The 24,244-nt window shown below is 48.7% G+C and carries 23 protein-coding genes; 9 read left to right on the forward strand and 14 right to left on the reverse strand.

Going from position 1 to position 24,244, the window contains the following annotated elements:
• Positions 1 to 13 precede the first annotated feature (13 nt).
• Positions 14 to 691 (reverse strand): class I SAM-dependent methyltransferase, encoded by a 678-nt coding sequence (locus C0068_RS12550; RefSeq protein WP_103684820.1) that lies wholly within the window; start codon positions 689 to 691, stop codon positions 14 to 16.
• Between the two features lie 112 nt (positions 692 to 803).
• Here C0068_RS12550 and rlmC point away from each other — a divergent pair, with 112 nt between their 5' ends.
• The gene (gene rlmC, locus C0068_RS12555) at positions 804 to 1,961 is read left to right on the forward strand and encodes a 23S rRNA (uracil(747)-C(5))-methyltransferase RlmC (protein WP_233208809.1); all 1,158 of its coding nucleotides are present in this window, start codon (positions 804 to 806) and stop codon (positions 1,959 to 1,961) included.
• A gap of 40 nt (positions 1,962 to 2,001) precedes the next feature.
• Positions 2,002 to 2,943 (forward strand): 2Fe-2S iron-sulfur cluster binding domain-containing protein, encoded by a 942-nt coding sequence (locus C0068_RS12560; RefSeq protein ID WP_103684821.1) that lies wholly within the window; start codon positions 2,002 to 2,004, stop codon positions 2,941 to 2,943.
• Here C0068_RS12560 and C0068_RS12565 read toward each other — a convergent pair.
• The 6 genes from C0068_RS12565 to C0068_RS12590 form a co-directional block, all read right to left on the reverse strand.
• Positions 2,935 to 3,348: a gamma-glutamylcyclotransferase family protein gene (locus tag C0068_RS12565; protein ID WP_158249994.1), complete on the reverse strand. Its 414-nt coding sequence runs from the start codon at positions 3,346 to 3,348 to the stop codon at positions 2,935 to 2,937. The genes C0068_RS12560 and C0068_RS12565 overlap by 9 nt on opposite strands.
• Positions 3,323 to 4,525 carry an EAL domain-containing protein gene (locus C0068_RS12570; RefSeq protein ID WP_103684823.1) on the reverse strand — a complete coding sequence of 401 codons (1,203 nt, stop codon included), beginning with the start codon at positions 4,523 to 4,525 and terminating at the stop codon, positions 3,323 to 3,325. The genes C0068_RS12565 and C0068_RS12570 overlap by 26 nt, the downstream gene beginning before the upstream one ends.
• 169 nt (positions 4,526 to 4,694) lie before the next feature.
• Entirely contained in the window at positions 4,695 to 6,857 is a 2,163-nt protein-coding gene (locus C0068_RS12575; protein WP_103684824.1) for a 3-hydroxyacyl-CoA dehydrogenase NAD-binding domain-containing protein, read from the reverse strand.
• 118 nt (positions 6,858 to 6,975) lie between these two features.
• Positions 6,976 to 8,175, reverse strand: a complete 1,200-nt coding sequence (locus C0068_RS12580; protein ID WP_103684825.1) for an acetyl-CoA C-acetyltransferase — start codon at positions 8,173 to 8,175, stop codon at positions 6,976 to 6,978.
• A gap of 438 nt (positions 8,176 to 8,613) precedes the next feature.
• Positions 8,614 to 9,189 carry an outer membrane beta-barrel protein gene (locus C0068_RS12585; RefSeq protein ID WP_103684826.1) on the reverse strand — a complete coding sequence of 192 codons (576 nt, stop codon included), beginning with the start codon at positions 9,187 to 9,189 and terminating at the stop codon, positions 8,614 to 8,616.
• Positions 9,190 to 9,264: 75 nt separating this feature from the next.
• Positions 9,265 to 9,666, reverse strand: coding sequence for an EF-hand domain-containing protein (locus C0068_RS12590; RefSeq protein WP_103684827.1), 402 nt, complete (start codon positions 9,664 to 9,666; stop codon positions 9,265 to 9,267).
• 329 nt (positions 9,667 to 9,995) lie between these two features.
• Here C0068_RS12590 and C0068_RS12600 point away from each other — a divergent pair, with 329 nt between their 5' ends.
• From C0068_RS12600 to C0068_RS12610, 3 genes are read left to right on the forward strand one after another with little or no spacing between them, the layout of a single operon-like run.
• Positions 9,996 to 11,480 (forward strand): sensor histidine kinase, encoded by a 1,485-nt coding sequence (locus tag C0068_RS12600; protein WP_146047894.1) that lies wholly within the window; start codon positions 9,996 to 9,998, stop codon positions 11,478 to 11,480.
• A gap of 8 nt (positions 11,481 to 11,488) precedes the next feature.
• Entirely contained in the window at positions 11,489 to 12,025 is a 537-nt protein-coding gene (locus tag C0068_RS12605) for a hypothetical protein (RefSeq protein WP_146047895.1), read from the forward strand.
• Entirely contained in the window at positions 12,022 to 13,392 is a 1,371-nt protein-coding gene (locus C0068_RS12610; protein ID WP_103684831.1) for a sigma-54-dependent transcriptional regulator, read from the forward strand. Before C0068_RS12605 ends, C0068_RS12610 begins: the two co-directional genes overlap by 4 nt.
• A 66-nt stretch (positions 13,393 to 13,458) precedes the next feature.
• On the opposite strand, the gene C0068_RS12615 is transcribed toward C0068_RS12610, so the two are convergent.
• The 5 genes from C0068_RS12615 to C0068_RS12635 form a co-directional block, all read right to left on the reverse strand.
• Positions 13,459 to 14,253, reverse strand: a complete 795-nt coding sequence (locus C0068_RS12615) for an SDR family oxidoreductase (RefSeq protein WP_103684832.1) — start codon at positions 14,251 to 14,253, stop codon at positions 13,459 to 13,461.
• 52 nt (positions 14,254 to 14,305) lie between these two features.
• Complete coding sequence (locus tag C0068_RS12620) at positions 14,306 to 15,463, reverse strand: acyl-CoA dehydrogenase family protein (RefSeq protein WP_103684833.1); 1,158 nt, start codon at positions 15,461 to 15,463, stop codon at positions 14,306 to 14,308.
• A gap of 36 nt (positions 15,464 to 15,499) precedes the next feature.
• On the reverse strand, positions 15,500 to 16,180 hold the full coding sequence (locus C0068_RS12625; RefSeq protein ID WP_103684834.1) for a glutathione S-transferase family protein: 681 nt from the start codon (positions 16,178 to 16,180) through the stop codon (positions 15,500 to 15,502).
• 11 nt (positions 16,181 to 16,191) lie between these two features.
• On the reverse strand, positions 16,192 to 17,367 hold the full coding sequence (locus tag C0068_RS12630) for an acyl-CoA dehydrogenase family protein (RefSeq protein ID WP_103684835.1): 1,176 nt from the start codon (positions 17,365 to 17,367) through the stop codon (positions 16,192 to 16,194).
• A 108-nt stretch (positions 17,368 to 17,475) separates the two neighbouring features.
• Positions 17,476 to 18,528 (reverse strand): AraC family transcriptional regulator, encoded by a 1,053-nt coding sequence (locus tag C0068_RS12635; protein WP_103684836.1) that lies wholly within the window; start codon positions 18,526 to 18,528, stop codon positions 17,476 to 17,478.
• Between the two features lie 203 nt (positions 18,529 to 18,731).
• Here C0068_RS12635 and C0068_RS12640 point away from each other — a divergent pair, with 203 nt between their 5' ends.
• Genes C0068_RS12640 through C0068_RS12650 form a run of 3 tightly spaced genes read left to right on the forward strand, consistent with a single transcriptional unit; the run spans position 18,732 to position 21,218 of the window.
• The gene (locus C0068_RS12640) at positions 18,732 to 19,883 is read left to right on the forward strand and encodes an iron-containing alcohol dehydrogenase (RefSeq protein WP_103684837.1); all 1,152 of its coding nucleotides are present in this window, start codon (positions 18,732 to 18,734) and stop codon (positions 19,881 to 19,883) included.
• Positions 19,880 to 20,323 carry an acyl-CoA thioesterase gene (locus tag C0068_RS12645; protein ID WP_146047896.1) on the forward strand — a complete coding sequence of 148 codons (444 nt, stop codon included), beginning with the start codon at positions 19,880 to 19,882 and terminating at the stop codon, positions 20,321 to 20,323. Before C0068_RS12640 ends, C0068_RS12645 begins: the two co-directional genes overlap by 4 nt.
• 28 nt (positions 20,324 to 20,351) lie before the next feature.
• Positions 20,352 to 21,218, forward strand: coding sequence for an acyl-CoA thioesterase (locus tag C0068_RS12650; RefSeq protein ID WP_103684838.1), 867 nt, complete (start codon positions 20,352 to 20,354; stop codon positions 21,216 to 21,218).
• Between the two features lie 263 nt (positions 21,219 to 21,481).
• On the opposite strand, the gene C0068_RS12660 is transcribed toward C0068_RS12650, so the two are convergent.
• Entirely contained in the window at positions 21,482 to 21,697 is a 216-nt protein-coding gene (locus tag C0068_RS12660; RefSeq protein WP_103684840.1) for a DUF4287 domain-containing protein, read from the reverse strand.
• 19 nt (positions 21,698 to 21,716) lie between these two features.
• Positions 21,717 to 22,091, reverse strand: coding sequence for a DoxX family protein (locus tag C0068_RS12665; protein WP_103684847.1), 375 nt, complete (start codon positions 22,089 to 22,091; stop codon positions 21,717 to 21,719).
• Between the two features lie 1,006 nt (positions 22,092 to 23,097).
• Here C0068_RS12665 and ltrA point away from each other — a divergent pair.
• A partial coding sequence (gene ltrA / locus C0068_RS12670; protein WP_233208750.1) for a group II intron reverse transcriptase/maturase occupies positions 23,098 to 24,244 on the forward strand: 1,147 nt, incomplete at its 3' end.

Consider the following 24,244-nt stretch of genomic DNA (forward strand, 5'->3'; position numbering starts at 1 on the left):
CCCCATGAGCCCTTTAGGCATAAGTTGCTGGGGCAAGCACAAAAATCACCGAAGCAGGCTTGCCCGTCTCGGTATTGAGGGGCTCAAGCATTTCCTTTAGCTGCAAGCCACAGTCAGAAAACATGGCAATCCACGACGACAAGGTACGGAAATACCACGGGGCGGGCTCGGTAAATTCATCACTAAAACCCGCCCAACTGCCCTCCCGCCATCCGTCACAGTAGGTTTCATCACTATATGCGGGGTGCAGTGTTTGAATTATGCAATGCCCTTGCGGACTTAAAATCGAAGGTAAAGCAGCTAAAACATCAGCCACAATATCCTTGCCCAAGAGTGAGAAATTGCACACCACACAATCGAGGGTTTGCGACCACGCACCGCCTGCAAATGCTTGGTATGACATCACCCTAAAATCTCCCCCACTTGCGGCGGCCTTTTCAATCAGCGCTGGCACAACATCGACACCTACCGCCGACAAGCCCAAATCTGTGAGCGCGCGAACCAGCCAGCCCTCACCGCAGCCCAAATCTAAAACCCGTTTCGGCGCCTTTGCCACCACCGCGTTCACAATGGCTGCGTTGGTCACCGTTACGCGACTACGAATCTCGGCACCACGCACAGCACTTGTCCATGCATTCACATTCTTATGCCACGAATGAACAATTGCATCCTCAAAATGACTATCTTCCATGCTCGCCTCCCGAGTCATCGAATCCATCCCAAGCGAGTGTTTTTAGCACAAAAGTATTAAATTTTCTTGCAGCGTTTACAGCGTCAGCTTATAACGTCGGTTTAATTTTGCCGTGATCAATGCCGTGCACTGTCCATACTTTGAATCTCGCCAATGCCGCTCCTGCCAATGGCTAGACAGGCCTTATACTCAGCAGCTTGCGCAAAAAGAAGCCGAGCTAGCCCATTTTCTGCAGCCATTTTCGGCACCACCGTTTTTACCTAGCCTCGCATCCGCTCAGTCAGGTTTTCGCAACAAGGCCAAAATGGTCGCCCTCGGTACGACTGCGCAAACATTATTAGGCATTTTAGGCCCAAAAGCGCAGCCCATTAGTCTTTGTGCCTGCCCTCTGTACCCAACAGATATGCAGGAAGTACTACAGGCCGTAGAAAATTGGCTAAGCACCCTTGCGATTCCACCCTACGACGTCAAAGGCCGGCGCGGTGAACTCAAATATTGCTTGTTAAACAGAAATGAGCAGGGAATATTCATGCTCAGATTCGTGCTGCGCAGCAGCGCGGCAATAAGCGCAATTCGCGACGCCCTGCCTAATTTCCTAGCGTCGCAGCCACAAATCCAGACGGTATCGGTCAACATCCAGCCGCTACACGCCGCTATTATTGAAGGGCCGGAAGAACAGATTTTGCTGGGGAATCCGTGGCTGTGCCAGACCCTTAACGATATCCCTCTATACCAACGACCAAAGGGCTTTTTCCAAACCAACTCAACCATGGCTGAAAGCCTTTACGCCACGGCAGCTCAGTGGCTGAAGGATCTCCACATCAAGGAAATATGGGATCTATTCTGCGGCTCCGGCGGCTTTGGCCTGCATTGCTTAACCCCAGAGAGGACACTCGTAGGTATCGAGATAGAAGAGGAAGCCATCGCCTGTGCAAAGCGCAGCGCAGAAGAACTCGGCGTTCAATTGCAGGTGAGTTTTAGAGCCTTGGACTCTGGGAATTTCACCGACAACAAAGCAAATACTGACGGTGCGATAGCCGTGCCGGATGTGATCATCGCCAATCCACCACGACGGGGTTTAGGGCAACAGCTTTGCAATGATTTATGCACTATCAATCCACCCTATATTTTGTACTCTAGCTGCAATGCGCAGACTTTGGCTAAAGACCTAGAACACCTGCCCCAATACAGCCTACAAAAGGTTCAATTATTTGATATGTTTCCCAATACCGCCCACTATGAAGTCTTGGTGCTGCTAGCCAGAATTTAAGCAGCGCAATGTCTTACCTACGCATAGCAATTAATTCCACATGGCAACGATTCGTTTTAAAGAAAATAGCTACAACGGCGCAGACAATGAGTCAGTACTAGACATCTTGCTGCGCCATCAAATCGCCATACCCTATGGCTGCCGTGCGGGCGCCTGCCAAGCCTGCACACTGCAAGCGTCACCCAGCCAAATTCCAGATGACTGCCAACAAGGCTTGGGCGAGGGCCAAATTCATCAAGGCTACTTCTTGGCCTGCCAATGCCGTCCAACACAGGACATGGACGTCAACACGGTAAACACAAGCGCCCAAAAAATACCTGCAACTGTCGTCGACAAAACACCACTCGACGACCACACCTTGCGCCTGCGCCTGAGCTGCCGCTTACGCTGGCGCGCTGGCCAATACATCACACTTTGGATGAAGGATGTGGCGCGCTGCTATTCCATCGTCAGCGCCGCTCACCTAGAACCGTATATTGAGCTTCATATTCGCGTACACCCTCGCGGAATAATGAGTCAGCAATTATTTGCAAATACAAAAGTCGGTGATGTCTTAGAATTGCAAGGCCCTTTGGGCAACTTTGTATATGAGCAAGAGCATGCCTCACAGCCACTGCTATTAATCGGTTCGGGAACGGGTATCGCACCGCTTATTGGGATTGCGCGGGAGGCGATCGATTATGAACACGATGCAAATATTCATCTTATAGCCCTCGATCGCACAGCAAAACATTATGCCATGGCGCAATTAGAGATCTTAAAAAATAGCGCGCCGCAGTGTTCGTTTCAAACCGAGCAAGCTGATAATCCCGAGTCTATTATCAGCTCGCAGTTTCCAAACTTGCGCGGTCAGCGTGTATACCTATGCGGTGGGCAAGATTTTGTACGAAGAATCCGAAAAAAATGCTTTATGCTCGGCGCATCACCAAGACATATTATTACGGAAGAATTTATAAATTTCGGCCCACAGGATTCAAACTAAGCGCTGGTAGCCTAAATACTGCGAGGTAAATTTGTGCTTGCCTTGCTGTAAAAAGTGCTCAAAATCCCAGCCCCAATCGGCAAGCAAGCCCCTGTATTCATCTCTAAATACATAGCTCTGCGCGTCAAGCGCTCTACCTGACACATTTACACTTAGCATAATTCGCTGGTAGTAATCACCTTCAAAGCTATCTAAACGCGCTAGCCCCTCTTCATTCACCCCGTAATAAACGCGCCCCTGCACAGTGGAAGCGGTCTTAGGGATGATAGCGGGATATTCCTCATCGCGAACAGCATAGCGCTCATAATCAAGCAGGTGAGCTTCGTCAAAGACTAAATTCTGCCCCGTTACTGCAGCCATAATGTCTTCGCACATCAAACTACCGTAGGTAAAAATTGTTGCCATAACGGTCCTTATCATCTTCACCAAAACAGGCGATATCTGCGAATAATATTCTACCGTCTGGCAGCAACTGCCCTATGGTTTGACATAAACCGCCGCCACGAACATCGCGATAGGGCTGGGAGGCGATATGCTTTATTTTACGCAACTGCTTCGCGGCCAAGGTCTGATAAAAATACGGGCGCATTGACCAGTTGGAGCCACAGTTGTCATTATCGACAAACCAACTACAGCCAGTGTCCCCATGAAGCAGCTCGTAGTTTGGTGAAATTTGTTCACCATTTTCTCGACAAATAAACACCCTTATAAAGCCAGCCGGTGCCGCCGGTAAATTGGTAAAATCTAAGCTATTGTCTTTGATCGCAGCTTGAACATCGGAAAAATACTTTTCCATTTTGTCCATATAAAGCATTAGCTGCTTTTCTCGACTAATATTTCTGGCCACGAAACTGTCGAGCAATCGACTCACCAATTCCTTAGGCGAATTTGGATCGATAAATTCAGGCAGCGCTGGCCAGAAAAAATAGCCCTGCACATAACGCGCACCGCACTCTAGTGCAAAGTAAAACTCCTGCTCTGTTTCCACCCCTTCGCAGAGCAATTTACTGCCAGTACGGCGCGCCAAATTCGCTATACTTTGTACAACTTCCTCTGACACACCACCTGACATCGCATTTTTAAACAGCCCCATATCGAGCTTAATAATGTCCGGTTCTAGTGCTATTAGGCGATCTAAATGGGAATGCCCAGCACCAAAATCGTCAATAGCAATTCGCATTCCCGCCTTGCGATAACGCAGCAACAACTTTTGCATATTGCTGTTTTCACCCGCGCCCTCAACGAACTCAATTACCACGCGGCGAGGGTCTACACCACACTTCTCGGCCATAACGATGGTGGGAACAGGACTGTGATCAGCAACGTGATCCATCCATTCTGGCGATAAATTCAATGATAGAAAAACATCGTGCTGTTGCTGAGCAAAATAGGCCAAAGCCTGCTCTCGCACACTGCGATCAATGGCAAGTAAATCTCGACGTTTAAAATTAGGATCGCTGAACATGGCACCAATAGAAACTACACGGCCGTTCTTAGCTCGTGTTCTCGCTAGCGCCTCGTAACCCGCAATCGACATTTTATTGATGTCGATAATCGGCTGATAACACGGAAAATACTGCACTTGTACTCCGCCATGGGTATATATGATGAGCTAACAAAGTAACCAAGCGAAGAAGATTTTACAAGCAGGAGCGATCAATAATGTTAATTCCAGCAACAACTTAGGGGAGCATCCATAAAAAAGGCCAGCGCTTCAGGCCGGCCTTAAATTGAATTGCGCTAGCGCGCCCCTAGCGAAATTGCTCGCCGCTCTCGGCCCGCTCCAGCAGCAGCGACGGTACGGCAAAATCACTGCCGTATCGCGCCTCTAACTCTCGTGCACGGGTAACAAAGGCGTTTAAACCATAGGCATTTATGGCCTGAAATACGCCGCCGGTTTGCGCAGGAAAGCCAATCCCCATAATCGAACCGATATTGCCGTCGCCCACCACATTGACAACACCCTCCTCCATGGCCCGCACCGCCTCAAGACACTGACAAAAAGTCAGTCGGTCTTTTATATCCTGATAGGTAATATCGGTATACCCCTGCGGTGCGAAGGCAGCTTTCAAACCTGACCAAATATGCTTTTTTCCGCCCTCTGGGTATTCATAATAGCCGCCACCATGCACCTTACCTCGGCGCCCAAACTCGTTCACCATACGGTCTAAAATTCGAGAGGCAGCATTATCCTGCCACTCTTTGCCTTGAGCCAAGGTATCGGCCTTGGCCTGCTGACCATTTTTGTAAGCTGTCTCTTGGCTAATTTCATCGATGGCGGCAAGCGGTCCAACTGGAGAACCATTGTCACGGGCTGCGGATTCAATCAAAACAGGATTCACCCCCTCCTCCAGCATAATCGCGCCTTGGCTTACTGTTTTGCTAATCACACGGGTAGTAAAAAAGCCTGGCGCGTCATTTACTACAATCGGCGTTTTACCCAATTGCTGAGCTAAATCGAAGGCTTTTGCCAGGGTTTCGTCGGAGGTTTGCTCGCCTCGAATAATCTCAACCAAGGGCATTTTTTCGGCGGGTGAAAAGAAATGCATACCAATAAAGTTTTGCGCCCGCACACTGGCCTGCGCCAATTCAGAAATTGGCAGCGCCGAGGTATTCGAGGCAAATACGCTGTCGCTAGGAATTATCGCTTCGCACTCAGCGGTGACCGCCGCCTTAATCTTGCGATCTTCAAATACAGCCTCGATCACCATATCGCAATCTGCTAAATCGCTATAGTCGGCCGTCGCATGAATCAAGTCCATACAGGCATTTTTTACCTCTTCCGTTATTTTTCCTTTTGCCAAACCTTTATTGAAAAAGGCTTCTGCATACGCCCGGCCGCGATCCGCGTTTTCTTGGCTAATATCTTTAAGTACAACTTGCATACCCTTCTGCGCAGCAACCGTCGCGATACCCGCGCCCATTTGCCCAGCTCCTAAAATGCCGAGCTTTTTACATTTAAAACGCTCGCTGACATCGGGACGACTCGCGCCCTTGTTCAAGGCCTCCATCTGCACAAAAAACGCCGTCATCATATTTCTGGCGGTTTGATCTAATAGCAAACTTAAAAAATAACGCCCTTCTATTTTTTGAGCGGTGTCAAAATCCACCCGTGCGCAATCGACAACACAGGCAAAGATGGTATTTTGCGCCGGCATAAGATTTTTGGTTTGCACCATCACATTCGCTGGCCCAAAAAACGTGAGGCCTTGATTCGCTGCCTCGTCTGGGCCACCAGCTGGAATCGCGTAGCCCTCTTGATCCCAAGGTTGCTTGGCACCGCCATTCGCTTTTATCCACGCCTTTGCCCTAGCGTGCATATCGGCTTCATCATCGGCCAACTCATGCAGCAAGCCTTTTTCTAATGCCTGATCTGCCTTTAAACGACGTCCTTGGCTTATAAGCCCAATCGCCTCCTGCATGCCCAGCAAATACGTCATTCTCACCACACCACCGGCGCCGGGCATAAGGCCTATCATGGCCTCTGGCAAACCAACTTGAACGCCTTTTATCGCTACGCGGTAATGGCAGGCTAAGGCAATTTCAAAGCCGCCGCCGAGCGCGGGGCCGTTCAGTCCCACCGCCACCGGCACGCCGAGGGTTTCAAGCTGACGAAGCGGTGCTTTTGTCGCCATCACCCCCTCGTACATTTTCGTTTTTTCTTCAGCGCTGGGGTTTAAATCCATATCCAGCATTTCATTAATATCGCCGCCAGCAAAAAACTGCTGAGCTTTGCCACTGCGCACATACACTCCGCATACGCCACCCTCTGCAACCATCGCCTGCAAATCCACAAGCGCTGCGCGCATGGCTTCGTCGTACTCACGCCCCATGGTATTTACTGCTTTACCCGGTTGGTCGAAAATGAGTTCTACAATGCCGTCGCTATCTTTTTCCAAGCGAATATATGCCATGATATTTTCTCTCTGCTATGCCGGTGTTAACTTTTAAGAAAGCTACTTTCCACCGTTATTTCTTTCGCAAATTTACGTGAGCCCAATGTCAGCTCACCATATTTTTAAAAAGCCGCAATTAAACGCGTTCAATTACCGTCGCAATACCAATACCGCCACCTGCGCACAGTGTGACCACACCACGCTTTAAATTTCGGCGCTCTAGTTCATCCAACAAGGTGCCAAGAATCATCGCGCCGGTAGCGCCAATGGGGTGCCCCATCGCAATTGCGCCGCCGTTTACATTTATTTTTTCATCCGGAATATTCAGCGTACGCTGATAGCGCAGCACAACAGAGGCAAAGGCTTCGTTTAGCTCAAACAAATCAATTTCATCAACGCTTAAACCCGCCTTCTTCAGCGCTTTTTCAGTAGCGGGTGCCGGTCCGGTCAACATTATGGTTGGTTCAGTGCCAACAAGTGCACAACTTAAAATACGCGCCCGTGGCGTCAGGTTTTGCTCCTTGCCGGCGCGTTCACTACCAACAAGTACCAAACCAGCGCCATCGACGATGCCGGAGGAATTACCGGGCGTATGCACGCAGTGGATATTCTCTAACTCGGGGTATTTCAATTTAGCCACGCCGCCGTGACCGAAATCGTTAAACATTTGAAAGGCCGGCTTGAGTTTCGCCAAGCCGTCTAAGGAGGTATCACCACGAATAAACTCATCGTGATCAAGAATAGTTACGCCGTTAAAGTCCCTTACCGGCACGATTGATTTAAAATAGCCCTTATCCCGTGCCTGCGCTGCGCGCTGCTGAGACATCACCGCATAGCGGTCAACATCTTCCCGACTAAAGCCATCCATTGTCGCGATCATATCCGCGCCCAAGCCCTGGGAAATGAAATAACTTTTCATTGCCACCCAAGGGTCGCCGGTTGCACCACCGCTGGCACCAATACCCAAACGCGACATGGATTCCACCCCACCGGCGGCAACCAAATCCTCGTAACCCGCGGCAACCTTTGCTGCTGCCATATTCACTGCGTCTAAGCCGCCAGCACAAAAGCGGTGTAATTGTGCCCCTGTCGTCACGTCATCCCAGCTCGAATACACCAGCGCCGCCTTGGCGATATTTTGCCCCTGCTCCTTCACCGGTTCGCCGCAGGCCAAAATTAAATCTTCTACTTTAGTCGTGTCTAAATCATTGCGGTCTTTTAGCGCTTCTAAAAGATTAGTCACCAAATCAATTGGCTTAACTTCATAAAGCGAACCGCCGCGCTTACCTTTGCCACGCGGAGTACGAATCGCATCGTAAATAAATGCTTCTGCCATGATATATCCTGCCAAACTAGGGATGAATTCAGCGGGTCAGCACGTTGACCACGGCAGGCACAATGGACTGCCAGCCCTATTCAAGACAATGGCAATTCGGGTCAACACACTGACAGAATTTAATAAGAGACAAGTAAAACAAGTACTTACAATCGAGTAGCGGATAAAATCAAAACTGCAAAACGCAGCTAATGGGGGCATTTGAAAATAGAGCAATGAGCACGGCTTATCGCTGCGTCATGACATAGGCGGGATGTGTTCGGAGCCTGAGATTGGCCTATTAAAAAAGGCCAGCCGCGAATATGAGGGGAATGTCGCGACTGGCTGAGGGAAACTACCGCTTGTAGCTAATCACTTTAGCAACAAACCTTAATTCAAAAGATAAACACGAAAAATCTGACTTATTAAGTCGCTAACTTAATAAGTCAGGCTCATCCGCTAAAATACAAATCTAGCACCCAATTTTACTGTATCCATATCGCCTTCCCACTTTGTAGCAGGTGCAGGCAGATTGGAATCGTCTAGATCTACTTGATAGCGATCGTATTCCAGCGCAACAACAAAATGCTCACTTACCTTTATATCAGCACCGACACCAACAAACGGTTCGTCGCCGTCATAACTTCGCTTCAGGCCGGCCACATTCACGTCGGCGTCCCAAAATAACTGACCAGCTTTTGCGTAAATCCCTAACTGCTCCGTTAGCGGAAGGCGACCAATAACCGCAAGACCATAACCATCTACCTCTGCCTTGCCGACATCACCGCCGAAGGAGCCAAAGTCAATATAACTCGCTTCAAAGCCCAGAAATTGATTAAGCTGCGCACCGAGAATCGCTTCTTTAAAATCGTCGTCTTCATCGAAGTCGCCGCCGCGATCCTTATAACCACCGTAGTTAGCACCAATATATGCGTGTGGCCCCGCAGTCGGATTCGCAAATACTGTTGACGCGCCTGTTGCTGTACCAAACATCACAGCGGCCAGAGCCAAACCTGTTGAGTTAATGCTTCGCATAATATTTTCCTCTATGAATAATGAACTTGCTGAATTCAAAGATACGCGGGCCTATAGACCCGCTATACCGAAAAATTATTCAGCTTCTTCTTCATGATTTTGAATTGATTGATGACGAACCATGTATTCGTCACGGCTAACCGCACCATCCGAGTTAGCATCTATAGTTGAAAAATATTGGCTAAGTGCCTTCTCTGACTTAGCTTCCTTTTCATCTAAGGCACCGTCGCCATTTTGGTCTAATGCCGTAAATATTGCGGTGCTGGCATCATTTGAGCCTTGCATGCTGCCCTGAGTCTGGCTACCTAAGCCTGTGCTACCCATACCGCTTCCCTGTTGAGTATCTTGTTGGACATTGGTGTTTACGCCGCCCTGCGAGGAACCCACGCCAGTATCCTGAACCGCACCAGACAACGGTGCCGCAACACAAAATGAACTCAAAGCTACGCCTGCGAAAACTGCTGCTATCTTTTTCATCGTGTTCTCCTTAATTATTGCCAACTCTAAAATCAGAATTGAAATAATTGTTGATTTAATAAATGCAAAATTGACACCGCAAATTGCACGTCCTTCGCACAAGCTCTTTGACGTCGTGTCAGCTAGGTATCAGCAACTGCCGTGCCAAAAATATTTTTCCTTTAAATACATGAACTTAGATTATTGGACAGAACTAATTGACTATTGCCGAGGTCAAACCGTTGGCATTTGGCAACAGTGTCATAAAAATTAATATTTTAAATAATTATTTCAACAACTTAGCTAGTTGTAATTTGGCAACACAGGGAATTTGGCAATGAAAATATACGGTGAACCCTATTATTAGCAGTAAGAAATTAAGCCTAACTCAGCAATGGATAGGCACAACCCTGCTCTCCATGCTGCCGCTGATCATCGCGATAACATATGCCGTGTGGGAGATGAGTTCGCAGGCCCGCGCTCAGCAGCGCTTGGTGATGGATCAGGCGCAAATTTCTCATCTAAGCGTTTCAAGTCAAGAATTAAGCAAAGAGATTGAACGTGCAGCTCGCCAGTACCAGCTATTAAAAGATCCTAGCCTGCTAGAAATTTTACAAATAAAGCAACACCAGCTTTTAGAAAGCTTTAACAAAATAAAAGCGCAATTGCCCGCGCTTGCAAATGACGAACTGATCAACGCCATTGGCTCAATCAGCGAGGACATCAATACTAGTTCGCGCAACAACACAGCCAATCAGTCGCAGGACTTAGAGTTACTTTATACAAAGCTAAAGAAAACCAATAATAGTCTTAACACCAAATTAACGGATTCAATTCAAACCTCACTGGAACACGCAGAACAGGAGTTAAATAATGTTTTGTGGCGAGTGCTTATTACCGGCCTACTCGCCTTACCGGCGAGCTTATTACTATTAGGCGCTAGCTCACTTATTGTTAGCAGGTCAATACGTAAGCTTTCCCTCGCCATCCACCATCTTGGTGAACGGCGCTGGGACAAAGAAATAAGTATTGAGGGGCCGTCTGATTTAATTGAACTCGGACACAGACTAGAGTGGATGCGTCACCAACTACTCACAACCGAGCAACAGAAATCCCAATTCACCCAGCACATCACCCACGAGCTAAAAAGCCCCTTAGCAGCCATCATGGACGCGCAAGCGCTCCTCGCCGATCAAATCCCCGGCAGCATTAATGATCAGCAAATGGCGGTCCTCGATATTCTGCGAACGCAGGCAGAAAATCTGCAAGAACTAATTCAACAATTGCTCAATTTTAATGCTATTTCGCAGGGCGTCGACGCGCATAACGACCAGATTGATCTAAATTTTTTGTGTCAGAAATTAATAAGCCGTTACCGAAGTTTTCTACCAGAAGCAGCCATTCAAATAAACTACAAAGACAAAGGCGATACCGTGATAGGAAATAGCCAGCTTGTCGAAATGATATTAAGTAATCTCCTGTCAAACGCCATCCACTTCAGTCGCGAAGGTGGGAGCGTGCGAGTGCACTGGGGCGATTGCAATATCGACAAGAACGGAAAGTTAATTAAGCCTGATGACAAAGCCAACCCTAATCACTACAGCCACTGGTGGCTTCAGGTTAGCGATGACGGTCCAGGTATCGCGCCAGAGGAACAAGAAGCCATCTTCCGCCCCTTCTATCAAGGAAAAAATAAACGTCACGGTTCATTAAAAGGAAGCGGCATAGGGCTCGCAATCGTTAAAGCCTGCGCCGAACAGGCTAAGGCGACCCTAAACCTCAATTCTAAACCAAATGAAGGCACTGAATTCACTCTGTGCTTTCCCAAACAATGATGAGCAATATGAAACTAGCATTTCTACTAATGATTATTCCCGCGTTGAGCGCCTGTTCGGCAGTCAGCGTAGCCTCAGACAATACAGCATTGCCAACTGCTGGGCAGTCACTGCCACTCAGCGCCAACCGCGAATCGAATAGCGATGAGTTAGTAAGTCCAAGCTCAGATCCGGTTATTGCCTTGCTAACAAAACGTCAAGCCTGGTGTCTGTTACCAGAGGCAGAGCGACTACAAATCGATGCCGTATTACGCGAGCAACACGGTAACGCCAGTATTTTGCAGCGTTTAATGTTGACTAGTTGCGCGCCAGCGCAATATGCAGAGCAAAGTCAAACCCTAATAAAATCGGTTGATAGCGCATTACTAAGTGAAGCAGAGCGATCCTTACTCATGTTAATTGACGCCGGCAATCGAGACATACTCCATAGCCAGCAGGAGCGAGACAATATCCGCTCAAAGCTTCGCGAAACTATTGACGGCATCAGTGATATTGAAACACAAATTAACGGCGATGCCAGAACGCAATCCGGAGCTCAACAATGAATACCGACAAGCGAATCAGAGTATTACTGGTAGACGACGACCCAGGCGTATTGCAACTCCTTTCAATGCGTTTGGAGGCATTAAATTTCGAGGTAATATGCGCAGACGGTGGCGAAACCGCGATGGCTAAATTACAAACCGAGAGCGCGAATATTGTTATTTCTGATTTACGTATGGATGGTATGGATGGCATCGAGCTGTTTGAGAAAATTCAGCACCGTTACCCAAGCATCCCCGTTATTGTCCTTACCGCACACGGTTCTATAAAAGAAGCCGTCAGCGCCACCCAGAAAGGTGTATTCAGCTTTTTAACCAAGCCGGTGGATAAAGACGAATTACTTAGCAGCATCCAACAAGCGCTCAATCTAAATTCTCATAGCCCCGCAGATCAATCCAGTAGCGATAACATCATTACCTGCAGTGCGAATATGCAACAGCTACTAGAGCAAACCAAGCTACTCGCTAAAAGCGATATCAACATCATGATCCGCGGCGAAAGCGGCACCGGCAAAGAGCTATTGGCAAGTGCATTACAAAGTTTAAGCGCCCGCGCCGACCAGCCCTATATCGCCATTAATTGCAGCGCTATTCCAGCCGAGTTATTAGAATCTGAATTATTTGGTCATGTGAAAGGCGCATTTACTGGGGCGAATCGCGATAACAAAGGCCTATTTGCCAGCGCTGACGGTGGCACGGTTTTTCTTGATGAAATCGGTGATATGCCTGCGCCTCTACAAGTAAAATTGCTCAGAGTTTTGCAGGAGCAAAAAATACGACCAGTGGGAAGTAACGAAGATATTAATATCGATGTTCGAGTGCTTTCTGCCACCCACCAGCACTTAGAAGACGCCATTAGCGAAGGGCGTTTTCGCGAAGATTTATACTACCGGCTCAATGTTGCCTCATTGAGCCTACCGGCATTGCGTGAGCGTCGTGCCGACATCCCGCTGTTAGCCAAACATTTCTTAGAAAGCATTGCCCAGCGTACCAGCGGCACAGCCAAAAAGTTTTCACCTGCGGCACTACATGCACTCATGTCATATGACTGGCCTGGCAATATACGCCAGCTCAGCAATATCGTAGAGCAGCTTGCCGCGCTAGCACCGGCAGCGATTATTGGTGAGGCCCAAGTGATTGCAGCCCTTCCCCAATCGACTATAACAACACAGGAGATTCCACCACTTGCAGAGGCGCGCAAAAAATTTGAGCGCGAATATTTAGAGCAAATCTTGCTGCAAACCCAGGGCAATGTCACGGATGCAGCGCGTCAAGCAGGCAGAAACCGCTCAGACTTTCACAAGCTGATCAAAAAGCACCAATTAAATCCTGACATACTTCGCAATGCAAAAAAGGTGGGTAAACTTTAAAGGAAAAGCGCCTTATTTAGTTGCTATAAATAAGGCTGCTAGCAGTTATTAGATGTAAGCCGGCAACTAGCGATACTCCATCTTCGCCGCCAACTTGGTATATAAACGCGGAAAAAAACGCTTTAACGTCGGTGCCATACCGCTTATTCCACGCCCAATCACGACTTCGTCCTTGCCCTTGCTCATGGCCTTGATGATCTGTTCCACGCACTGCTCTACCGGCATACCGTTAATAATGGAATCATCATTCTTTTGCTGTGCCTCTCCCTCAGCATTTAAGGCATTGATGGCGATATTGGTTTGAATCGAACCTGGACACACTGTTAAGCAAGCAACATTGTGTTCCGCCAACTCAGCCCGCAAACAATCCATAAACCCAACCACTGCGTATTTTGAGCCAGAGTAGCCGGTGCGCAATTTTGAACCGATCTTGCCCGCCACACTACTAATGCTGACAATAAGACCAGAACGACGAGCCACCATGGCCGGCAGTACTGCTTTGCTTAGCGCTACCGTAGCCAAATAATTAACATCCATTAAACGGCGATATACATCAAAATCGGTGTCGAGAAACAAAGAGCGCTGAGAAATCCCGCCGTTATTAATCAGTACGTCTACGGGGCCGATTTCTTTTAGGTATGCCTCTGCAGCAGGGATGAGTTCATCAACAGCAGCCAGGTCCAAAGGTGCCACCCAATGCCGAGATGCACCGCCGGGCAATTGGCTAACGATCTCTTCCAACACATCCCGCCGCCTTGCCGACAGCACAATACACGCTCCCAAATCAGCTAGCTGTTTAGTCAGCTCCAAACCAATTCCAGAGCTGGCGCCGGTAATCCAAATCACTTTGTCTTTATACATGCTTCACCATTCCGGTCATTGGGCTTACAAGGCCGTAAACGCGTCGTAAAAATTATTTTTTTCGGCTCGGCAAGGTGCCCATGGTTTTACAAATAATACTGAGCATCACTTCATCGGCACCACCGCCAATAGACGTAATGCGAGTATCTCGGTAGGCCCTTGCGATAGGATTGTCCCACATATAACCCATACCGCCCCAATATTGCATGCAGCCGTCGGTAACTTCGCGGAGCAAGCGCCCCGCTTTTAATTTCGCCATCGAGGCCTTGCGGGTGACATCCACCCCCTTGATATACCCCTCTACCGCGTCGAAGGTCAGTGCACGCAGCGCCTCTACTTCGGTTTGCAATTCTGCTAAACGAAAATGCACGACTTGATTGTCTAATACCGATTGTCCGAATATTTTGCGTTCGCGGGTGTAATCAATGGTCTTGTTAATACAATCTTCCATTGCCTTTAAGCTACCCGCCGCCGCGAATAAGCGCTCTTCCTGAAACTGCAGCATTTGGTATATAAAACCGTGGCCTTCTTCGCCGATAAGATTGCGCTGAGGTACGCGAACATTGTCGAAAAATACCTGCGCGGTGTCTGACGAACGCATACCTAATTTATCTAATTTCTCAGAAAACGAAATGCCCGGGGTATTGGTCGGCACAACGATCAATGATTTATTCAAATGCGGTTTGTCGTCGCTGGTATTCGCCAGCAAGCATAAATAATCGGCTTGAGTCGAGTTGGTGATCCACATCTTGGAGCCATTGATCACATAGTCATCGCCATCTTTTTTCGCCGTAGTTTTGATCGCCGCCACATCCGAACCCGCATGCGGCTCACTCACAGCAATAGAAAATACCGCCTCACCGGCAATCGCGGGGACCAAAAACTCTTTGCGCAATTCGTCGCTACCAAAACGCGCCAAGGCAGGCGTGGCCATATCTGTTTGTACGCCAATCCCCATCGAAACACCGCCTGTTGCGATGCGACCCAACTCTTCAGAAAACACAATCTGGTAGCTATAATCTAAACCCATGCCGCCGTATTCAAGCGGCTTACATATGCCGAGCAGGCCGAGGTCACCCATTTTTTTAAACAACTCATGGGCAGGAAAAATACCATCTGCCTCCCACTTGTCTGCATGTGGATTAATTTCCGCATCAATGAATTTCGCCGTCGTTTGTCTTATTGCTTCGTGCTCTTCAGTCAGAATCATGTCTTACTCCGTAAAGTGTATTTATTATGTAAAACCTTAAGCGAAAAGGTCTGGAATATTTTCGAAAGGATAAGGTGTTGGCGAAAACAAGGAATTTTCTTTACCTATTGGCTCTACTTTTTGAAAAGCAGCCCGCGCCGTCATACGCTTAAAGTAATCCAGCACCTGCGGCTCATAAAACTGAGACAGACCTAAGCCATCACCTAGATACAGGGCGTAGGCAATGGCAATATCTGCAACCGTAAAGCGGTCATCACATAAGAACTCTCGATCTGCTATGTGCGTACTCAAACGTTTTAGACGGGCCAAAAACCATTTGTAATAGTCTTCAACAACCTGTGGCTGTCGACGTTCCATTGGCTCTAATTGGGAATAGCGCAACACCAGTGTTTGTGGAAACGTCAGCGTGGCATCGCTGTGGAATAGCCAATTCAGATAGTCGCCATACTCTGGGTGATCTGCCTTTAAACCAAAATCATAACGCTGGTAGCGTTCAACCAAATACAAACCAATGGCCGAAGATTCTGTCATGTTGGTGTCGCCATCAACAAAGTACGGCACGGTGCCAAGCGGATTTACGTCTAAAAATTCACGCTGAAACATTCTTGGCGGAAATGCCAGCACTTCAAGTTCGTAATCTACGCCCATTTCTTCAAGTGCCCACAGAGCACGGAGGGAACGCGCGGTATAGCAATGCCAAAGTTTAGGCGAAGTCATATTAAATCCTATTACAGCTGATATTGGCGAGCGGCAAGATCCCGCATGATTTCTTCTGAACCACCACCAATGGCATTAACCCGCACCTCTCGATAAAAGCGCTCTACTCGGTTACCCCGCAGATAACTCGCGCCACCCAAAATCTGGCTGGCTTCGCGGGCGCAATATTCCATGGTTTCACTGGCCTGCACTTTTGCCATTGCTAAATCGCCGGGATCGCAACGACCGTCAATATAGGCCTGAGTTAAATATTGCAGATAGGTTTGGGTCGCATTTATTTTCTGTTTCATGGTGGCAATTTTATGGCGAATGACTTGATGATCTGCCAGACGTTTACCAAAAGTTTTACGCTGCTGCGCCCACTCAACAGCGTCTTCTAAACAGGCGCGGGCGGCGGCCTCCATAGTCACCGCCAAGCTTAGGCGTTCGGGGTTAAAATTGGTCATAATCACCAAAAAACCCAGTCCTTCTTCACCTAGCAAGTTTTCCGCTGGCACCCGCACATTGTCGAAATAGATAGTGCCGGTATTCGCGCACCACCACCCCTGCTTGCGGTCTAGCGGTGTTCTGGCAACGCCTGGCAAATCAGTCGGGATCAACAACATAGACACCCCACGGCCACCTTCTCCGCCGGTACGCACGGCGGTAGACACCCAATCGGCGTTCATCACCCCAGAAATAAAGGTTTTGCTCCCATTCACAATATAGTGGTCGCCGTCACGCACTGCGGTGGTCGTAATATTTGCCACATCAGAACCGCCGGAGGGCTCGGTTATACCCAGCGAGATGCGCTTCTCGCCTGCCAAAACCGGCGGTGCTACCATTTGCTTTACCGCCTCACTGCCGTAATTGATGACTGGCGGCAAACCAATGCCGTGAATCAATAAATTACTCATTAAGCCCCCCGCCGAACCAGCGCGGGTGAACTCCTCATTGGTGATATTGATATGCCACTGATCAATGCCCTCTGAGATACCACCATAGGCTTCTGGATAACCCATTTGCATCACACCAAGTTCAGCGGCCTTTGCCCACAATTCGTCGGGAATCTTGCCGGCTTCCTCCCATTCATCCAGAAATGGCACAACTTCTTTTTCTAACCATTTGCGAAGTTGCGTACGCCATTCCTCATGCTCAGGCAGCAAGTGGGGGTTGAACAAACGCGCGCTATCGAAATTAAGAGACATGGCCAACACCTACATTCAAGTCATTGCTATCAGCTTAGTCTAAAGCTACAGATAATTATGGCTTGGGCATTGGTGCCAGCAATTCGGGAATTGGTGCCAAGGAGGAAATTACTTTTTGCGAAAATCTCTGGGCGACACGCCATACCAGCTTCGAAATGCGGCGGAAAAGGAGCTCTGATCCATATATCCCAATAAAAATGCGATATCGGTAATACTCAAACGCTCGTCACCCAAGTACTGTTGGGCGAGCTCAGCCCGCAGCTCTTGAAGCACCTGCAAGAATTGGGTGCCCTGCTCAGACAGGCGGCGCTGCAGGGTACGGCGAGAAATATTTAAGGCGGCGGCCACCTTATCTACCCCCATCTCTCCGCTGGGTAGCAAACGCAGCAGTGCTTTGCGCAGGGCCATAATGAATTCACTGCTGTCACTATCTTCTGCAAATAAATGTCGTATGGGCTGTGCCAAAACCTGCCCCCAATCAGCATCTAAACCGATTAGCAAATAGTCGAGGCAAGCGAGGTCAAAATACAGACTACTAACTGGCTGATCGAATAATAGGTTTTCGCCAAACTGCTGCGTTAACAGACGTATATCCTGCGGCTTTGCATAGCTAAAATGGGCTGCCCGTACCGGTATTGGCCTTACACACACTGAATTTACTATGGCTGCGGCGACACCGAGGGAGGAGTCCGACAAATAGCGCTGCGCAGTGGTTTCCGGTGCTAAGGGCTGCCAGTCCAGACACAAAAACTGCGCCTCCCGACGCACTTTTACTTCGCCAATATCACCCACAATCTTAAGCACACTAGGCATCACATTGAGGTATTCACGGAAGGTACGACAGGCAGAGCAGGCATAAAGCTGTAAATTTAGGCGGCCAATATAATCGATTCGACCAACATAAAGGCCAATGTCCGGTGTATTAGTGCACTGCGCCACACGCTCATACAAATCCAGCAACATCGCGACGGGATAGCGCCTATCGCCATCAAAAAGATCGCTGGGCTCAAGGCCAATATCACGCAGCAAATGCGGGATATCGGCACCTAAGGTTTCTGCAGCCTGTAAGAGCGTACTCATCGCCGAGCTATTTACCGAAGCCGACGTTCTCTCAGCAGCGCCGTCAGATACAGGCTTATGTAATGGCTTCTCTAGCAACATTATTCGTTTTCATCACCGACTAAGCCTAAATGACAGACGCTTAATGCGCCCATGGGCTTATTTATCAACATTACAGCTAGGCAAACCTAGACCCAAGCTAGCGCGCCACTGTAATGTTAGGCATGCTAACATCACAGACACCTGCTGCGCTTGGTATTGCGCAAGATTAGACTCGTAAAATAACAAGACTAGGGCATAAATGCATGAAAGCCTTTGAGTTTCATACCACTAAATCCATTACCGTTGAACGCGGAGCCGCTGCTCGACTGGCTGAGCGTCTTAGGGATTTGGACTACAAATCAGTCATGATTGTGACTGACGCGGGCGTGCTTCAAACGGGTTTATTAGAGCCGACCTTACGTAATTTTGCCGAACTCGGCATTGCTGTATCGGTCTTTTCCGAGGTTGTCGCAGACCCGCCGGAAGCGGTAATCCAACAGGGTATTTACGCCGCGCAACAGCAACAAGCCGACTGCATTATTGGTTTTGGTGGCGGCAGCTCTATGGATGCCGCCAAGCTAATCGCTCTATTGTGTCACAGCGAGCAAGCGCTCTGCGATGTCTACGGCGTAAACGCAGCAACAGGACAACGCCTACCCTTGGTACTTATTCCCACTACGGCGGGAACCGGTTCAGAAGTAACCGCTATTGCCATTGTCACCACCGGCAAAAACGAGAAGAAAGGCGTAGTCTCGCCGCTGCTACTCCCCGACCTAGCCTTGCTTGATGCGGAGCTAACCTTGGGCCTGCCAAGCCATGTCACCGCAGCAACTGGCATAGATGCGATGGTGCACGCGATAGAAGCCTTCACTAGCAAGCGTTTAAAAAATCCGATATCCGACAGCCTCGCCAAGGACGCCCTGCGTCTATTATCCGCCAATATTCACACCGCCTGTCAGCATGGCGAAAACATTCAGGCTAGAGAGAACATGTTACTCGGTTCCTGTCTAGCGGGCATGGCCTTTGCCAACGCGCCTGTTGGCGGTGTACACGCCTTGGCGTATCCGGTAGGAGCGCGCTTTCACGTACCCCACGGCCTATCAAACTCCTTAATGCTCGATGCTGTGCTGCGCTTTAATCTTCGCGATGCTGAACATCTCTATGCGGAGTTAGCCGATGTGGTTTTCCCCGCCGTTGTAGGTACACCGCAAAGCCGCGCCGCATCGCTACTGAATTATCTAAAAGATTTACCTGAGGACTTGGGCATAGCGCAGTCACTACGGGAAGTTGGGATTAGCGAAAGCGATATTCCACTGCTTGCAGAAGACGCCATGAAACAGACCCGCCTACTCATTAACAATCCAAGAGAAATTCACCTAAGCGATGCCATCGCGCTCTATAAGGAGGCTCTGTGAGCAAAAACACACAGATTCCTACTCGGGCAGAATTCACGCACTTTTCAAATATTCAAACCCGCTGGCATGACAACGACGTGTATCAACACGTGAACAACGTGGTGTATTATTCTTTCTTCGACACCGCTGTAAACCAGCATTTAATTAACAGTGGCGTACTCGACATTGCCAACAGCCCCGCCATCGGTTTAGTAATAGAAACCCAGTGCCGCTACTTTTCCGCCGTCAGCTTTCCTGACTTAGTCTCGGTCGGTATTAAGGTGGAGCATCTTGGCAACAGCAGTGTGCGCTACCAAACTGCGCTATTTCGCAATGATGAGCAAACAGCATCAGCGGTGGGCAGCTTTGTGCATGTATACGTTGATCGCAAAACCAATCGGCCGGTCAGTATCCCTGACAATGTAAGAGCCGTATTAAGCCCGCTTAAGTCACTGGAGTAATCGTGACTATTGCTAAACAGGAGTCACTATGTCGGACGGATTAAAGAGTTTAATTGACATCCTCACCCTCGAAAAAATTGATGAGAACATCTATCGCGGCCAATCAGAGGCGACCGATTGGGGGCGAGTTTACGGCGGCCAAGTTATTGCACAAGCGCTCTCGGCTGCAGCGCAACAGGTTGATCCCGAGCGCCACATCCACTCATTTCACTGCTATTTTTTGCGCCCCGGCAACCCCGACTACCCGATTATTTTTGAGGTTGAGAGCAACCTAGACGCGGGCACGATTTCTAACCGCCGCGTAAAAGCAGTGCAGCGCGGACAAACCATTTTCTTTATGACGAGCTCATTCCAGCTCAATATTGAGAGTTTTGACCATCAAAGCGAAATGCCCGTGGTTCCGCCGCCAGATGATTTGCCTCAGGAACTAGAACTACGCGAAGAGGATCTGCGCTTTGCGCCTGAAGAATGGCTGCCAAAATTTAACGCGGTGCGCGCCATTGATTTTCGCGCAGTGAATTATTATGACCTTAAAAAGCCCTACAAAGGACCAGCCACCAAGCAGATATGGATGCGCCCATTTGGCAGTTTGCCAAACAACCCCTGCATTCATAATTACATGCTCGCCTACGCCTCGGATTTTTTCTTTTTAGCGACCGCCAGCCAACCCCACAAAGTATCGTTTTTAACCGAAGACATGCGCATGGCCACCATTGACCACAGCATGTGGTTTCATCGTCCCTTCGACTTCAATGACTGGCTGCTCTACGACATGGATAGCCCAAGCGCATCCAATGGTCGCGGTTTTGTACGCGGAAAAATATACGACCGCGCTGGCCGCTTAGTAGCGAGTAGTACCCAAGAAGGCATCATGAGGAAAAAACGAGGGAGTTAATTTAAAGTGGCCTGTCGTTCTCATAGCAAGATATTGACAGGCCTTCAAATGTCAATTCACCCATAAGATGTCCGCTTTGGCCATCGTACGGTAAAGAAGTTATTGGAGGGCATAACCGCTGACTGGTACTGGTAAAAAGCGGACGCTCAGAAATCCCGAATCGGATGGGAGTTGTATATTTTTCCACAGCCTCAACGTCGCCAGCAGGGGCAGACAAAGCGCGCAGCGGTTTGGCTGTCCCTCTGGCTGGCTTGTTAGGCATTTTATGCACCTTCTTTATCACGGAAGTAGGCAACAAGTGCATTCGCATGACCATGCCCTAGATTATGTTCAGACTTGAGCCAAGCTACCATTTCCATGTGTTTTAGTTGTTTTTGCTTTTTAAGCAGATTTAGCCAATGCTCGACTGGAAAACCATACTTCTTCTCAATGGAAGGAAAATAAGATGCAGGACCTTTAACTTTTTCTTGACCAGACATTTGCGTACCTTATTGAAATTTATTTTATTTTTAGAGGGAATAACCTTCTGACACTTTCATCCCTTAACCACAGAGCCAGCCACATAAATATACCAAGATATACACTAAACAATGTATGGGAAAATAACGGGCTCTCCGCACGTAAATGACTGGCTATGGCCCCACCAAATAGCCCTGTCATTAAGATGCAGCCTAACAACGATGTTCGCGGAACCAAAAACAATATAGTGCACAATAGCTCAATAAAGCCTATTAAAAATACATATTTTGTCGGCCAGCCAATTTCTATAAGTGGGTCAAGCGCTACCTCGGCTCCCAATAACTTGGGTGCTACGGACGCTGCTAGCATAAATAACGCGAAAAGAACTGAAATTCCCCAACCATACTTTTTCATACTTCCCTCTATCGTATTCTGTATGCCTAACGCCCGCCACAACCGCATTTATGGAGTGGCTTTGTTTGTGTTATAAGCGCAGCGTACACAAACGAAGACACGGAATAAATGTCGGATTGCTGGCGCTTGTTACACGAAGGTAGAATTTAGAACTACCTTCGTCAAATTACACTGCAAACCAGATTAAAATGCTAAGGCTGGCAGTAGTTTAATTCCGCTTTGCGGCGGTAGATGCCTCGGTGTTGTTACCTGCCGACGGCACCATTTACCTATGCGGGAAAACCCAACGGTGGCAGCTTACTAGGCTGGCACTTTTTCTATTACTGGCACAACGGTTAGACACCTAACACACTCCACAGCCGCTAATTTAGTAGCAGATTTACGAAACCTAAAAACGTGTAACGCCTGAGTTGAGGTGCCGTTTTGGAGTGAAGCCGCAGGCGTAACGGAAAAACGGTCACCTCCAACGACTTGTGTACGCCCAGCATGGGCATGAACTAATGAGGTGAAAGTCCTCTGTAGGAAGGTCACCATCCTTAGCGATTTATGATCGTTATCAGATGTTAACTACTAGCGAATGGCAAGGGCTTGACCGCGAGGTCTGGTCTGAAGGAAGCCGGACGCAAAACCGCGAACTGATGAACAAGAACATCATATGAGGCGTAGGCTGGAGGCGAGTTGGCACAAGACGACGAAGCCATGTGATCTAACGGCCACCGTAAAGGATGCAGTTGCGCGGGGACAGTTCATGCTCTTATCTGGGGAGATCTGCTTAACAAGCGATCGGTAAACTACCAGTAAGGCTCTGGTTAATAAGTGCCTTGGCTCCACTGAGTGTATCGCCAATGGAGAGCGAACGAGATACAAACCGATAGCGCTGGCAGGGGCAACTCTGGCGGTGATTAAGCAGAAGTCAGCAGAAGGCATAGTAGCCAAATGCCCATCGTAATGGGTGGGACAAGGTGAAGGCCTGAACATTGAGAATAAAGGAGGAGCCTTGTCACACTTGAACGCACGAACGCCGTCTGGCGATGACGTGACTCAGCGTAGTGATCTGAAGCCAGCCTTTGGTAACGATCTATTTGAGCGTGTGCTACAGCGGGAAAATCTCTCTGCGGCATGGAAGCGCGTTCAAGCTAATAAAGGGGCTGCGGGCGTTGATGGCATTACCATCGACGAATTTCCCGTATGGGCACGAGCTGGCCACTGGCCTAGGGTGACTACCGAGCTGGCAACAGGTCGGTACAAACCATCACCAGTTCGGCGTGTTGAAATTGATAAACCCGATGGCGGTACTCGCCAACTGGGAATTCCAACCGTTTGTGACCGTGTGATCCAGCAAGCCATTGCCCAAGTCCTTACGCCCATCTTCGATCCCAGTTTCTCAAGCAATAGCTTCGGATTCCGGCCATATCGAAATGGGCAGCAGGCGGTAAAGCAGGTTCGCGACATCATCAAGGAAGGTCGCCGCTTTGCGGTGGATGTCGATCTGTCTAAATTCTTTGACCGAGTCAATCATGATTTACTGATGACGCGCCTTGGTGACAAGGTGAAGGACAAACGTCTACTGAGATTGATTAAGTTGTACCTGCGAGCTGGGTTTGTCGACAACCAGTTCTATGGTGAGAGCCGAGAAGGTGTGCCGCAGGGGGGGCCATTATCGCCACTGCTGGCGAACATCATGCTCGACCCTTTGGACAAAGAACTTGAGAAACGTGGCCACAAGTTCGCCCGCTACGCTGATGACTTTACGATAATAGTAAAAAGTCAGCGAGCCGGTGAACGAGTGCTGCACAGTATCAGCCAGTACCTGCAAAACCGTTTGAAGCTGGTCGTAAATACCGATAAAAGTCGCGTCGTTAAAACCAGTGAGAGCAAGTTCTTGGGGTTTACCTTCAAGGCTGGCCGTATTCAATGGCACTCGAAAACACTGCTGAAATTCAAGCAGCGGATTCGTCTGTTAACGAACCGCAACTGGGGAGTGTCGATGAAATATCAGCTCTTCAAAACCAGCCAATTTATACGTGGTTGGATTAATTATTTTGGTATCGCCAACTGTTATCAACTGTGCGTCGACCTAGATCATTGGATTCGGCGCAGAGTGCGGATGGCTTATTGGCGGCAGTGGCGAAAGCCACGAACCAAAGTAAGAA

It is taken from the genome of Zhongshania marina (assembly GCF_002915595.1).
GTDB classification, from domain to species: domain Bacteria; phylum Pseudomonadota; class Gammaproteobacteria; order Pseudomonadales; family Spongiibacteraceae; genus Spongiibacter; species Spongiibacter marinus_B.